Source organism: Pseudomonas sp. D3-10 (assembly GCF_051132175.1).
In the GTDB taxonomy this organism is placed as follows: Bacteria; Pseudomonadota; Gammaproteobacteria; order Pseudomonadales; family Pseudomonadaceae; genus Aquipseudomonas.
Window position 1 is genome coordinate 3,677,883 of record NZ_CP071668.1, and the last position, 14,243, is coordinate 3,692,125.

General features: G+C 57.8%; 11 protein-coding genes and 3 tRNA genes. 2 read left to right on the plus strand and 12 right to left on the minus strand.

The genetic code is table 11. From position 1 onward, the window contains the following. Positions 1–238: 238 nt before the first annotated feature. The 10 genes from J3P90_RS16510 to J3P90_RS16555 all read right to left on the minus strand — a co-directional run bounded on the left by J3P90_RS16510 (position 239) and on the right by J3P90_RS16555 (position 10,589). The gene (locus J3P90_RS16510; RefSeq protein ID WP_420764628.1) at positions 239–1,108 is read right to left on the minus strand and encodes a DUF2242 domain-containing protein; all 870 of its coding nucleotides are present in this window, start codon (positions 1,106–1,108) and stop codon (positions 239–241) included. A gap of 221 nt (positions 1,109–1,329) precedes the next feature. Continuing rightward, complete coding sequence (locus tag J3P90_RS16515; protein ID WP_434610648.1) at positions 1,330–3,201, minus strand: SurA N-terminal domain-containing protein; 1,872 nt, start codon at positions 3,199–3,201, stop codon at positions 1,330–1,332. A gap of 224 nt (positions 3,202–3,425) precedes the next feature. Next, entirely contained in the window at positions 3,426–3,698 is a 273-nt protein-coding gene (locus J3P90_RS16520; protein ID WP_003183171.1) for an HU family DNA-binding protein, read from the minus strand. A 148-nt stretch (positions 3,699–3,846) separates the two neighbouring features. Beyond that, positions 3,847–6,243, minus strand: coding sequence for an endopeptidase La (gene lon, locus J3P90_RS16525; RefSeq protein ID WP_039589135.1), 2,397 nt, complete (start codon positions 6,241–6,243; stop codon positions 3,847–3,849). Positions 6,244–6,403: 160 nt separating this feature from the next. Further along, the gene (clpX, locus tag J3P90_RS16530; protein WP_024778305.1) at positions 6,404–7,687 is read right to left on the minus strand and encodes an ATP-dependent Clp protease ATP-binding subunit ClpX; all 1,284 of its coding nucleotides are present in this window, start codon (positions 7,685–7,687) and stop codon (positions 6,404–6,406) included. A 107-nt stretch (positions 7,688–7,794) separates the two neighbouring features. Continuing rightward, positions 7,795–8,436: an ATP-dependent Clp endopeptidase proteolytic subunit ClpP gene (clpP, locus tag J3P90_RS16535; RefSeq protein ID WP_003183177.1), complete on the minus strand. Its 642-nt coding sequence runs from the start codon at positions 8,434–8,436 to the stop codon at positions 7,795–7,797. A 92-nt stretch (positions 8,437–8,528) separates the two neighbouring features. Then, positions 8,529–9,839, minus strand: a complete 1,311-nt coding sequence (gene tig, locus J3P90_RS16540; RefSeq protein ID WP_420764630.1) for a trigger factor — start codon at positions 9,837–9,839, stop codon at positions 8,529–8,531. A 414-nt stretch (positions 9,840–10,253) separates the two neighbouring features. After that, a tRNA-Leu gene (locus J3P90_RS16545) sits at positions 10,254–10,338 on the minus strand. 58 nt (positions 10,339–10,396) lie between these two features. Then, positions 10,397–10,472: transfer RNA gene (locus J3P90_RS16550), tRNA-His, on the minus strand. Between the two features lie 40 nt (positions 10,473–10,512). Beyond that, a tRNA-Arg gene (locus J3P90_RS16555) sits at positions 10,513–10,589 on the minus strand. A gap of 281 nt (positions 10,590–10,870) precedes the next feature. Between J3P90_RS16555 and folD the strand changes: the two genes are divergently transcribed. Both folD and pbpG read left to right on the plus strand, forming a co-directional pair. Continuing rightward, positions 10,871–11,725 carry a bifunctional methylenetetrahydrofolate dehydrogenase/methenyltetrahydrofolate cyclohydrolase FolD gene (folD, locus tag J3P90_RS16560; protein ID WP_420764631.1) on the plus strand — a complete coding sequence of 285 codons (855 nt, stop codon included), beginning with the start codon at positions 10,871–10,873 and terminating at the stop codon, positions 11,723–11,725. A 325-nt stretch (positions 11,726–12,050) separates the two neighbouring features. Continuing rightward, entirely contained in the window at positions 12,051–12,989 is a 939-nt protein-coding gene (gene pbpG / locus J3P90_RS16565) for a D-alanyl-D-alanine endopeptidase (protein ID WP_420764632.1), read from the plus strand. Positions 12,990–13,040: 51 nt separating this feature from the next. Here the strand turns inward: pbpG and J3P90_RS16570 are convergent, their stop codons facing one another. Continuing rightward, positions 13,041–13,244 (minus strand): DUF6021 family protein, encoded by a 204-nt coding sequence (locus J3P90_RS16570; RefSeq protein WP_420764633.1) that lies wholly within the window; start codon positions 13,242–13,244, stop codon positions 13,041–13,043. A 99-nt stretch (positions 13,245–13,343) separates the two neighbouring features. Beyond that, positions 13,344–14,021, minus strand: a complete 678-nt coding sequence (locus J3P90_RS16575; protein WP_434610642.1) for a peptidase C39 family protein — start codon at positions 14,019–14,021, stop codon at positions 13,344–13,346. Positions 14,022–14,243 lie beyond the last annotated feature (222 nt).

Sequence of the window (14,243 nt, forward strand, 5' to 3'; positions counted from 1 at the left end):
CCTCGGCTGGCTCCAGCGGGTCCAGCTCATAGGCCTGATATTCCAGCAGCTCTTCCTGATAATCATCCATTGCGCGTCCTTCCCAATCGTTGAACCGAAGCCTGATGGCTTGGAATCAGCATAAAGCTGCTTTGTGAATAAAACATGAAGCCACAGCCTCATGAATTAAACGTAGCACAGCGTTGGGGATTTAAAGCCAAGACATGTAGCAAGGAATGACAGCCCTTGCTACAGCTGCTCAGGAGGCCGGCAGAGGTTGGATTGGCTCGGTCGGTGCAGGCAAGGAGCTGGCCGGCGGCGGTGTGATGGTGTCCGACGAAGAAGGCGCGTAGGACTCCGGCTCGCTGGGTGCGATCGGCGCGGGCTCGACTGGCGGCGCGACCGGCTCCGATGCGGCGGGGGCCGGCTCGACCGGCGTGATGGGTGCCGGGGCCGGCGCTGGTTCCGCTGCAGGCGCTTGCAAGGCCCCAGGGGCGGGTGCGGGAGCCGACGCGGGAGCCAAGGCTGCCGGTTCGGCCTTGGGTTCCGGAACGCCAAGCTCCGCTTTTGGCTTATCGGCGTTCTCCACGGCTTTCTTGGCTTCCGGTGGCAGGAACACCTCCACCAGCGCGAAGAAGCGCTCATAGAACTTGGCCGCCGATACGGTTTCACTGGCGACCTTGACCATCGAATCATCCGAAGAACCGATCGGCATCGAGACCGATCCCAACACGCCCACGCCCAGGCTGGCGGAGTTGTTGATTTTCTTCAGGGCGTAGCGGTCCTGCAAGGCGTTGGCGAACATGGTGGCGCGATGGCCGGGACCGCCATCCTCGGCGCAGACCAGGTTGAAGCTGATCTCCATATGGGTATCGCCAGTCTGCTGGAAACTCTTGTGGCCGCTGATCAGCTTCGGATCGCTGCTGGTGATGATGTAGCCCTGGCTGAGCAACGCCCGGCGCCCTGCTTCGCAGGTCGCCACATCAGTCACCGGATAGGTACGCGAGAACGTGCCCGAATCATCAAAGTTCTCGTGCTCGTAGATGGCGGCCTTCTTGGAGGAGCAGCCGGCCGCGACAGCCAGCAGCAATGCCAGCCCAACGGTGCGCATGTGAAATGATTTGAACATTGAGCATCCTGGGTAAAACAATCCGGCGCGTATTGTGCAACAGAACGCGACCAGGCAGCTTGGGTAATCGTGTCTCAAAGGGGGTACAAGTCTACGGGGGCTTGCGGGCAGGAAAAAGACCAAGTTCGACGAATCGACGAACATCCCCGTCAACAGCAATACACAGATACAAAAAGACCCCGGCTTTTCGGCCGGGGTCCATGGCTAACGCATCAATGCACTCAGAAGCGCTTGATGTCCGCCTCGCTTTCCAACTGTTTGCGGTAAGCCGCAAAATCCTGCTGGCCGACACGGGACGCCAGGTAGCGACGGTACTCGGCCTTTTCTTCCTCGGTCGGTGCCGCACCTTCGTTGACGCCGTTCAGGCGCAAGACCGTCACGCTGCCGTCAGGCAGGGTCACGCTGGCGAACGTCGGCTTGTCCTTGGTCTGCGGCTTGGACATGCGGAACAGCGCCTGCAGCACGGCAGGATCGATGCCTTCCTGGCTGCGAGTCGCCGCTTCTACAGCTTTCCACGCCTGGCCATTGACCGGCTTGTCCAGGGCAACCTTGCCATCGCGCAGGCTGGCGATCAGCTCATCGGCCTGGGTCTTGGCACCTGCGCTGGCATGTTCCTTGGACAATTGGGCGCGTATCGGACCGGCCACGCTTTCCAGCGGCATTTGCGCAGGCTTGCGGTGTTCCTTGGCACGCAGCACCACGACCGTTTCCGGGTCCAGCTCGATGGCCGTGCTGTTGGCACCCTCTTCCAGCACTTCCGGGCTGAACGCAGCAGTGATCACGGCGCGGTTGGCCGCAATTCCTTCACCGCCTTCGCGACCGAACGGTGCCGAGGTGTGCACGGTCAGCTTGAGGTCCTGGGCAGGCTGCGCCAAGTCCGAGGCTTCGAACGAAGCGTCTTCCAATTGCTTGGTCGCCTCGACGAAACGCTGCTCGACCTGCTGAGCCTTCAGTTCGCGAGTCAGCTTGTCCTTCAGGCTCGCAAAGGTCGGCACCTCAGGGGCTTCAACACCCAGCAGCTTGATCAGATGCAGGCCAAAGTCGGTTCGCACCGGCGCCGAAACCTGGTCCTTGTTCAGGGCGTACAGCACCTTTTCGAACTCCGGATCGTAGACCCCTGGCCCAGCAAAGCCCAGATCGCCGCCATTGTTCGCCGAGCCTGGATCCTGGGAATATTCCTTCGCCAAGGCTTCAAACGACTCGCCTTTGGCCAGGCGCGCCTGGACTTCCTCGATCTTCGCCTTGGCCTGGGCTTCGGTGACCTTATCGTTGACTTCAATAAGGATGTGCGCCGCGCGACGCTGTTCGGACAAGTTGGCGATTTCTTTCTGATACGCCGCTTGCAGGTCCTCATCCTTGACGCTGACCTGGTCGAAGAAAGAGGCTTTCTTCAGCTCAACGTAGTCAATGACCACCTGGTCGGGTGTCATGAATTCCTTGGCGTGCTGATCATAGTAGGCCTTGACCTCGTCATCGGTCAGCTTCACGGTCGATGGATCTGCCTTGATGGTAAGGGTAGCGAAGTCACGGGTCTGCTTTTCCAGACGGGCAAACGCCAGCACCTGGGCATCGGTGACAAATCCGCTGCCAGCCAGGCCGGCGCGTAGCTGGCCGATCAGCATTTCCTGCGCCAGCATCTGGCGGAACTGCAGGCGACCGTAACCCAACTGGCGTATGACCTGGTCGAAACGCTCGGGGCTGAACTTGCCATCGACCTGGAACTCAGGCGTTTGCAGGATCACTTGATCCAGCGCGGCTTCGGAAAAAGCGAAATCCGCATCATGGGCGCCTTGTAGCAACAACTTGCGATCGATCAGGCCCTTGAGAGCCGAGTCGCGCAACATCTTTTCGTCCAGCAAGGAAGCATCGAAATCCTTGCCCAACTGTTGCATCAGCTGACGGCGTTGCATGTCGACCGCTTGGCTCAGCTCGTTCTGGCTGATCTCCTCGCCGTTGACCTTGGCCGCTTCATTAGTGTTCGAAGTGGCCTGAAAAATGGCTTCGAAACCGGTCAACGCCATCAATGCGACGATGATCCCGATGATGGTCTTGGCAATCCAGCCTTGTGAATTGTCCCTGATATTCTGCAGCATGCGTCCCCCAGAAACGGTTGAACTTCAAATTTAGGCAACCGTGGAGCGTGGGTAGAATCCGGATAGAAGAAAGGCGCATCCGAGGATGCGCCTTCTCGTAACTGGCGGAGCGGACCGGGCTCGAACCCGCGAGCCTCGGCGTGACAGCCCGGATGTTACCGGACGCATTACCGCTCCGCTGCCAAGCCAGGCATGACCCCGACCCGGATAAACTCAGTGAAACCTTAGTTAACGGCTTCTTTCAGCGCTTTACCAGCCTTGAAGCCAGGCTTTTTGGCAGCCGGGATCTCCAGGGTCTTGCCGGTCTGCGGGTTGCGACCGGTGCGAGCTGGACGATCAGTCACGGAGAAGGTACCGAAACCAACCAGAACAACGGAGTCGCCGGCCTTGAGAGCGCCAGTGACGGATTCGATTACAGCGTCCAGCGCACGGCCAGCAGCAGCTTTCGGGATATCAGCGGATGCAGCGATAGCATCAATCAGTTCCGACTTGTTCACTCTAAGTCCCCTTATATCTATTTGAGATGATTCTAAGTTTTTTTGGTGAAAGCAAAAACGAGTGCTGAATGGCCTGCAGACACTTAAGAGCCGCTTTATAACAAGGGCTCTAAAAAACTGTCAAGGAAGCCCCCCAGGCAAATGCGTATTAATGCGTGCTAATTCTTTCCTTAGAGTCAGACTCTCGCTTTTCTTCCTTCGCGACAATCTCCGGAGCCACATCCGGCAAGGGCTCCGGCGCGTATTGCAGCGCAATTTGCAGGACTTCGTCAATCCATTTAACCGGTTTGATCTGAAGATCCTGCTTAATGTTGTCAGGAATTTCCTTCAGATCGCGCACGTTCTCTTCGGGAATGATCACAATCTTGATCCCACCCCGGTGAGCCGCCAGCAGTTTTTCCTTCAAGCCGCCAATTGCCAGGACCTGACCGCGCAGGGTGATTTCACCCGTCATCGCAACATCGGCACGCACCGGAATGCCGGTAAGCGCGGAAACCAAGGCGGTGCACATGCCCACGCCGGCACTCGGTCCGTCCTTGGGCGTTGCCCCCTCCGGCATGTGGATGTGGGTGTCGCGTTTCTCATGGAAATCCAGCGGGATGCCCAGGCTCCGCGCACGGCTGCGGACAACCGTCAGCGCAGCCGTGATCGATTCCACCATCACATCGCCCAGGGAACCGGTCTTGATCAACTGGCCTTTTCCGGGCACCACGGCGGCTTCGATCGTCAGCAATTCGCCACCCACCTGCGTCCACGCAAGGCCGGTCACCTGGCCAATCTGGTCCTGCTGTTCGGCTAGGCCGTAGCGGAATTTACGCACGCCCAGGAAGTGCTCCAGCAGGTCCGAAGTGACCTTGACCGCGAAGCGTTTTTCCAGGGCGTGTTCCTTCACGGCCTTGCGGCAAACCTTGGCAATCTGCCGCTCAAGGCCCCGCACACCCGCTTCGCGAGTGTAGTAGCGGATGATGTCGCGGATTGCTTCCTCGTCGAATTCCAGCTCGCCCTTCTTCAGGCCGTTGGCCTGGATCTGCTTGGGCGAAAGGTATTTGACGGCGATGTTGATCTTCTCGTCCTCGGTGTAGCCCGGCAGACGGATCACCTCCATCCGGTCCAGCAACGCTGGCGGGATGTTCATGGAGTTGGAGGTGCAGAGGAACATCACGTCCGACAAGTCGTAGTCGACTTCAAGGTAGTGATCGTTGAAGTTGTGATTCTGTTCGGGATCGAGGACCTCCAGCAACGCAGAAGCTGGATCGCCGCGCATGTCGCTGCCCATCTTGTCGATTTCGTCCAAGAGGAACAGCGGGTTGCGCACGCCGACCTTTGTCATTTTTTGAATCAATCTTCCTGGCATCGAACCGATGTAGGTACGGCGATGACCACGGATTTCCGCCTCGTCGCGCACGCCGCCAAGGGCCATGCGTACGAACTTACGGTTAGTGGCGTGGGCAATCGACTCTGCCAGAGAGGTTTTACCCACCCCTGGAGGACCGACCAGGCACAACACCGGACCACGAATTTTCTTCACGCGCTTTTGCACAGCGAGGTATTCGAGGATGCGTTCCTTGACCTCTTCCAGACCGTAGTGGTCGGCATCGAGGATATCCTCGGCACGCGCCAGGTCCAGACGTACCTTGCTCTGGGCTTTCCATGGCACCTGGACCAGCCAATCAATGTAGGAGCGCACCACGGTGGCTTCCGCCGACATCGGCGACATCTGCTTGAGCTTGTTCAGTTCGGCCTGGGCCTTGGCAAGGGCATCCTTCGGCAGGCCGGCGGCATCGATGCGCTTCTTCAGCTCTTCGATTTCGTTGTGACCTTCGTCACCATCGCCGAGCTCTTTCTGAATGGCCTTCATCTGCTCGTTCAGGTAGTACTCGCGCTGGCTGCGCTCCATCTGTTTCTTGACGCGACCACGAATGCGCTTCTCAACCTGCAGCAGGTCGATCTCGCCATCGAGCAATGCCAATACATGCTCGACACGGGCTGAGAGATCGATGATCTCGAGGATTTCCTGCTTCTGCTCGATCTTGAGGGCCATGTGAGCCGCCATCGTGTCGACCAGGCGTCCTGGCTCGTCGATGCTGTTAAGCGACGACAGCACCTCGGCAGGCACCTTCTTGCCCAGCTGAACGTACTGTTCGAACTGCGACAGCAGGCTGCGGACAAACACTTCGGACTCACGCTCTGGTGCATCGACTTCATCGATGAGCGAGACTTCGGCACGGCAGTGACCATCCACCTCGCTGAAACGCTCGACCGCCCCTCGCTGCTCGCCTTCAACCAGCACTTTTACCGTGCCATCGGGAAGCTTGAGCAACTGCAGGACCGTTGCAATCGTACCTACGCGATAAAGTGCGTCTTCGCCGGGATCATCGTCGGCAGGATTTCTCTGAGCGATCAGAAGAATCTGCTTATCACCCGTCATCGCGGCCTCGAGGGCTTCGATGGACTTCTCGCGCCCCACGAACAGCGGGATAACCATGTGCGGATATACCACGACATCGCGCAATGGCAGGAGAGGCAATTCGATGGTTGTCTTCATGATTTCGCCTCTACGGCGGCCATAAGGCCGTAAACAGATGGAAGTAAGCTTGAAACCAAGATGGGGGCAGCCTTCAAAAAAAACAAGCGCTAACACGTCTAAAACGCGCTAATAGCAAAGGGGCCCGAAGGCCCCTTCTTTTATTTCAACTGCGGGACACTCACGCGTCCGGCGCAGCCTTGGCAGCCGGCTCACTGTTTTCGTAGATATACAGTGGCTTGGACTTGCCTTCGATGACGCTTTCGTCGATCACGACTTTGCTCACCTCGGATTGCGAGGGGATTTCATACATCGTATCGAGCAGCACACCTTCAAGAATCGAGCGCAACCCACGGGCACCGGTCTTGCGTTCCAGGGCTCGTTTGGCAACCGACTTCAGCGCGTCCGAACGGAACTCAAGGTCTACGCCTTCCATTTCGAACAGCTTGGCGTATTGCTTGGTCAGGGCGTTTTTCGGCTCGGTCAGAATCTGCATCAATGCTGCTTCATCCAACTCGTCCAGGGTCGCCAGGACAGGCAGACGACCGACGAATTCAGGGATCAGGCCGAACTTGACCAGATCGTCAGGCTCGACTTCACGCAGGGATTCACCGACCTTCTTGCCCTCTTCCTTGCTGCGGACTTCGGCGTTGAAACCGATGCCACCACGGGTCGAACGGTTCTGGATGACCTTTTCGAGGCCAGAGAACGCACCACCGCAGATGAACAGGATGTTACGGGTGTCGACCTGCAGGAACTCCTGCTGCGGATGCTTGCGACCACCCTGGGGCGGTACGGAAGCGACCGTGCCTTCGATCAACTTGAGCAAGGCCTGTTGCACGCCCTCGCCGGAAACATCCCGGGTAATGGACGGGTTATCTGACTTGCGGGAAATCTTGTCGATTTCATCGATGTAGACAATGCCCATCTGGGCCTTTTCCACGTCGTAGTCGCACTTCTGCAACAACTTCTGAATGATGTTCTCGACGTCCTCACCCACATAACCCGCCTCGGTGAGGGTGGTTGCGTCGGCGATGGTGAACGGAACGTTCAGCAAGCGGGCCAGAGTTTCTGCAAGCAGGGTCTTACCCGAGCCCGTAGGGCCGATCAGCAGGATGTTGCTCTTGCCGAGTTCGACCTCGTCATTCTTTTTGTCACGCTGGTTCAGGCGCTTGTAGTGGTTGTACACCGCTACGGCCAGTACCTTTTTCGCGCGCTCCTGACCGATAACATACTGGTCAAGGATGCCGCTGATTTCTTTAGGCGAAGGCAACTTATGCGCGCTGCTTTCGGCCTGGGCTTCCTGCACCTCCTCGCGGATGATGTCATTGCACAGGTCGACGCACTCGTCGCAAATGAAGACCGAGGGACCGGCAATCAATTTGCGTACTTCATGCTGGCTTTTGCCACAGAAGGAGCAATAAAGCAGTTTGCCGTTGTCCTCGCCGTTGCGGGTGTCAGTCATTCGATCGATCCAAATCCGATAGGCTTGCAACACAAGATGAAGGCAATTGCGGGCTTTTTCAAGCCCGCAGGCGGCCGGTCATCCCAACCACCTGCATTTTGAGCGGCTTAGGCAGGCATTTGACGCTTGTTGATCACAGAGTCGATCAGACCGTATTCGGCCGCACGCTCAGCGCTCATGAAGTTGTCACGCTCGGTGTCACGCTCAATGGTTTCGAGGCTTTGGCCGGTGTGATGGGCCAGCAACGAATTCAGGCGCGAGCGAATATGCAGAATTTCCTTGGCATGGATATCGATGTCCGACGCCTGGCCCTGGAAGCCGCCCAATGGCTGGTGGATCATCATGCGCGAGTTAGGCAGGCAATGGCGCTTGCCCGCTGCGCCGCCGGCGAGCAGGAACGCACCCATGCTGCAGGCTTGGCCGATGCAGATGGTGGACACGTCAGGCTTGATGAACTGCATGGTGTCGTAGATCGACATGCCCGCAGTCACCGAACCGCCGGGAGAGTTGATGTACAGATGGATATCCTTGTCCGGGTTTTCCGCCTCAAGGAACAGCAACTGCGCCGCAACCAGGTTGGCCATGTAGTCTTCGACGGGGCCGATCAGGAAGATGACGCGCTCCTTGAGCAGGCGCGAATAGATGTCATAGGCACGTTCGCCACGGGCGGACTGCTCGATAACCATAGGGACCAGGCCGCCTGCGGCCTGGATGTCAGAGCTCTGCTGATAAAAAGAATTGCGGGACATGTCTCGCAGTCACTCCCAAATAGTTATGTCTTGAATACGCATAAGCCAGCGCGAAGGCTGGCTTATGGTGTGTATTTCTTACCGCAGAACCATCAATCGGCTTGTGGAGCTTCCACCGGCTTGACCGCTTCTTCGTAAGAGACCGCTTTGTCGGTCACGCTAGCTTTCTGCAGAACAGTATCCACAACTTGTTCTTCCAGCACAACCGAACGGACTTCGTTCAGCTGCTGCTCGTTCTTGTAGTACCAGGACACCACTTGCTCAGGCTCTTGGTAGGCCGAGGCCATTTCCTGGATCAGCTCGCGCACGCGGGCTTCGTCAGGCTTGAGTTCGAATTGCTTGACCACTTCGGCGACGATCAGGCCCAGTACCACGCGGCGCTTGGCCTGCTCTTCGAACAGCTCGGCCGGCAGTTGGTCTGGCTTGATGTTGCCGCCGAACTGTTGAACGGCCTGTACGCGCAGACGGTTCACTTCGTTGTCCAGCAGGGCCTTTGGCACTTCGATCGGGTTGGAAGCCAGCAGACCGTCCATGACCTGGTTCTTGACCTTGGACTTGATGGCCTGGCGCAGCTCACGCTCCATGTTCTTGCGAACTTCGGCGCGGAAACCTTCCAGGCCGGTTTCCTTGATGCCGAACTGAGCGAAGAATTCTTCGTTCAGCTCAGGCAGCTTCGGCTCGGAAACACTGTTGACGGTCACGGTGAACTCGGCGGCTTTGCCAGCCAGGTCCAGGTTCTGGTAGTCCTCGGGGAAGGTCACGTTCAGGACGCGCTCTTCACCGGCCTTGGCGCCAACCAGGCCGTCTTCGAAGCCTGGGATCATGCGACCCGAGCCCAGCACCAGCTGGGTAGCCTTGGCGGAACCGCCAGCGAATACTTCGCCGTCGACCTTGCCGACGAAATCGATGTTCAGCTGGTCTTCGTTCTGGGCGGCACGGTCGGTCGCTTCGAAGCGGGTGTTCTGCTTGCGCAGGATATCCAGCATCTTGTCCAGGTCGGCGTCCGAAACGTCGGCGCTCAGGCGCTCAACGGCAATGGATTCGAAACCGGCAACGGTGAACTCAGGGAACACTTCGAACGTGGCGACGAACTCGAGGTCCTTGCCTTTTTCCAGCACTTTAGGCTCGACGGAAGGAGCGCCAGCCGGGTTCAGCTTCTGCTCGACCACTGCTTCGTAGAAAGAAGACTGGATCACGTCGCCCACGGCTTCCTGGCGCGCATCAGCTTCGTAACGCTGACGGATCACGCTCATTGGCACTTTGCCTGGGCGGAAACCTGGGATTTTGGCCTTTTGGGCAGTCTGCTGCAGACGCTTGTTGACCTGAGTCTCGATACGCTCAGCTGGCACGGTGATGCTCATGCGGCGCTCAAGAGCAGAAGTATTTTCAACAGAAACTTGCATGGATATTCCTCGTTGCACAGACGTTGGCCGGGCGTTTCCGACCCCAGAATCAAGGGCATGCATTCTAGTAGGTCAAACTCAAGAAGTCACCCTACTGAAAACGCGCGGGAAACAGGCGCCGGGTTTAGAAGCGGAGCAATCAGTCATGCCCCGCCCGGTTTGCAAATAAAGTCGATCCTCGCCAGGGCTCTGCACGGCGCTTCTATATATAGAAGCGCCGCCCTCGAGCACTTGGCGTAAGGCCTCCACGAAAAGACCGACGGACATGCCAAGCATCATCACGAAACACAATCGCGACGAATCGCCCTGTGCCCGCATGAAAAAAAACCGGACATGAGTCCGCGAATAAAACAAAAACGGCGCAGCCCTTTTCAGGTTCTGCGCCGTTCTCTGCTAATTAAATAGCGACTTGTATGGTGCGGACGGAGAGACTCGAACTCTCACACCTTGCGGCGCTGGAACCTAAATCCAGTGTGTCTACCAATTCCACCACATCCGCGTATCAAGCTTTTAAAGCAAAGGCGCCAGACTGTTAAATCTGGCGCCTTTCTAGAATATGGGGTGGACGATGGGGATCGAACCCACGACAACGGGAGTCACAATCCCGTGCTCTACCAACTGAGCTACGCCCACCATATTGCCTTGTTGCCTTACTTGTGCCAAAGCTGCCTAATGGCGCACCCGGCAGGACTCGAACCTGCGACCATCCGCTTAGAAGGCGGATGCTCTATCCAGCTGAGCTACGGGCGCCTTTTTAATCTGTATTCTTGGACGATTACAAACTAAGTGCTTTCAGTTTTACCGAGTTGAAACATCCAACTCCGCTCCACCTTCTTAACCAGTGCTAGGCTGTGCCCGACAAGTGCGACGAATGTTATAGACGGCCCGATAGGTCGTCAACTCTTTTTTAAAAAAAATTCATTTAATTAAAGGGGTTAGGGGAATTTACAGACCAAGCGCCTTTGCCCTCACGCCTCGGCATGCGAGAATGCGCTCTCTTTTTTTCCCCTCTCGATGGTTAACCACGCGCAATGACTGCACAACTTATCGACGGCAAATCGATCGCCGCCAGCCTGCGCCAGCAGATCGCCCAACGAGTCACCGAGCGCCGCCAGCAAGGCCTGCGCACGCCCGGCCTTGCGGTGATCCTGGTCGGCAGCGATCCTGCCTCTCAGGTTTATGTCTCGCACAAGCGTAAAGACTGTGAAGAGGTCGGCTTCCTTTCCCAGGCCTACGACCTGCCTTCCGAAACCACTCAGCAAGCGCTGGCCGATCTGATCGACCGCCTGAACGACGATCCGAACATCGACGGTGTTCTGCTCCAGTTGCCGCTGCCTGAACACCTGGACGCCTCCAAGCTTTTGGAACGTATCCGTCCGGACAAAGACGTCGACGGTTTCCACCCTTATAACGTCGGCCGCCTCGCCCAACGCATTCCATTGCTGCGCCCCTGCACGCCCAAGGGCATCATGACCTTGCTGGAAAGCACCGGGGTGGATCTTTACGGGCTCGATGCCGTGGTCGTGGGCGCCTCCAACATCGTCGGTCGCCCAATGGCGATGGAATTACTGTTGGCTGGCTGCACCGTCACCGTGACCCACCGCTTCACCAAGGACCTGGCCGGCCACGTCGGCCGTGCCGATCTGGTGGTGGTTGCCGCCGGCAAGCCTGGCCTGGTCAAAGGCGAATGGATCAAGGAAGGCGCCATCGTGATCGACGTGGGCATCAACCGCCAGGACGACGGCAAACTGGTAGGCGATGTGACCTACGAGACCGCCCTGCCCCGCGCCGGTTGGATCACACCGGTTCCCGGTGGCGTCGGCCCGATGACCCGTGCCTGCCTGTTGGAAAACACGCTGTACGCGGCCGAGACGCTTCATAGCTGATAAAGGCCTCGACGCAACCTGTGGGAGCGAGCTCGCTCGTGATAGCGGTGGACCAGCCAGCATATCCGTTGACTGAAACCTACCTATCGCGAGCAAGCTCGCTCCCACAGTGTTTTCAGCTGCCAACATCCGATCCAACCCGTGACGCTCGAATTACATTTTTTTCAGATTCGATTCGCCAGAATCCACGTCCATTAAACTTTATTTATTCAAGCGTCCCGGTGGCAGCGGCATATGGCGCTGTCATCGCCCATACTCATAAAATGCGGCGCTTTTTCAACACGCCCCGCTCAACGGCACCCTTAACTCAATCGAGTCTACTCGCGTGAAAATCCGTCTTTCGATCATCAGTCTGTTTTTCGCCTTTACAGGGACTTTCATCGCGCACAACGTCAGTGCCCAGGAAACTATCGCTGCTCCACGGGACACTTCCAAACTGCAAGTCGCATCCGGCAGCGCCATCCTGTTGGACTTGCAGACCGACAAAGTGGTGTATTCCAGCAGTCCGGATGTCGTGGTGCCGATTGCATCGGTAACCAAGTTGATGACCGGCCTGATCGTGCTGGACGCCAAGCAGAACCTGGATGAATACATTTCCATGACCATCGCGAACACACCGGAAATGAAAGGCGTGTTTTCCAGGGTCAAGCTCAACAGCGAACTGTCCCGCCGGGATACGTTGCTGATCGCATTGATGTCGTCGGAGAATCGAGCCGCCGCCAGCCTTGCCCATCATTACCCAGGCGGTTATGCGGCGTTCATCGCGGCGATGAACGCCAAAGCCAAGGCCCTGGGCATGACCAGCACCCATTACGTCGAACCCACCGGCCTGTCAATCCACAACGTGTCGACGGCCCGGGACCTGACGAAGCTGCTGATCGCCGCGCGCAAATACCCCTTGCTGAGTGAGCTGAGCACCACCAAGGAAAAGACTGTAACGTTCCGCAAACCGGTCTACAGCTTGGGCTTTCGCAACACCGATCACCTGGTGCACAAGGCCAATTGGGATATTCAACTGACCAAGACCGGCTTCACCAATCAGGCGGGTCACTGCCTCGTATTGGTGACCAAGATGGGCAATCGTCCGATGGCACTGGTCATCCTCGATGCGTTTGGCAAATACACCCACTTCGCCGACGCAAGCCGCATCCGTAGCTGGGTCGAGACCGGAAAAAGCGCCAGCGTCCCGGCTGTGGCCTTGCAATACAAAGCCGCTAAGAACCTCAAGAGTCGCCAGAGCGGTGTGGTGGAAGCGTCTAAATAAGGCGCGATACATCACACATGAATAGCCCCGACTCGTCGGGGCTATTTGCATTCAGGGCTTCAAATCACCCAGCGGATCATAAGGCCGGGAAGAAGGCGGTTCCTCGTCGTCCTCATCCTGGGGTGCCTTGGCCGGCCCTATCGGATCGACTTGGGGATCGTCGAGGTCCGGAGAGTCGGGATCGAATCCCAAGTCATCGTCACCGGACGAATGTTCGGAAGAATGCGGTCCCGAAGGTGTTTTCGATTGTGCCATTGCTGCCTCCTTGGATCATGGCCTGGAAACTCCAGGCCTTGACGGTAAGAACCCGAGGCACGCCGGGTCGTGCCCGCCAGGTGACGAACGGGGCAGCGCTCAGCGGGCGGTGCCCAAAGCCTTGGTGGCGCGCGCGGCTGCCTGTTCCTGCCCTGCTCCGGCCAACTCATCGGCGGCCTTCAACCAGCGCTTCGAATCGACATTGGCCGGCAACTGCCCCGGTTGCTGGACCAAGACTGCCCAACCGCCAGCGCCTTTGAAAGCCGATTCGAACGCACCGAAACTCATCGAGGAGCGGCGATTCATCCCTGAACGCAGCAGTACGGTGCGCTTGTGCCGGTTATAACCCACGAGGATTGCGTAGCGCGGCTCAGCCCAGAACGCCGAGCCGTCGGTATAGCGCAGCAACACCGGATAACCGGCAGCCACCTGTTCGAGCAACGCGCCAAGCTCAGCCTCCAGGGGATACACCACCAGCCCATGTTCACGTGCCAGGGTTTGCAGGTTCTGCTGTAAACGGGCCTCGCCGCCGGGCAGGTGCAGCGGCTTCTCCAACAACCCTGGGGTAGTCACTGTGCCTTGCAACGTCAATAGGGCCGCCAGGGATTGCGGCGCGCCCTGGAACATTTCGCCACGAAAGAACGGCACGCTGTTGAGTTCTACCCGTTCAGGCAGTCGCTTTACTTGCGGCGACACACTTCCCGCGCATCCCGCCAGGGCGGCGAGACACGCCGTCGCGAATACCAGTGATCGAAAAGATGAAATTACTGGCAACATGATGACTCTCTTATTCAGACAGCCCCGGTATCAAGGCCGGGCTTGGGCCGACGATGATAAGACGCGTGCCGGCCCGGGTATAGCCATAAGCGACAGTTTCGACACCGTGATAGAACCAACCGATTCTTTGCACATGCAAGATATCGACTGCCCGTAACACTTGAGCGACTAGACTGTCCATTGTAAGAGTGCATTGCCCGGTCTGGGCAGAAGGAGGCACAG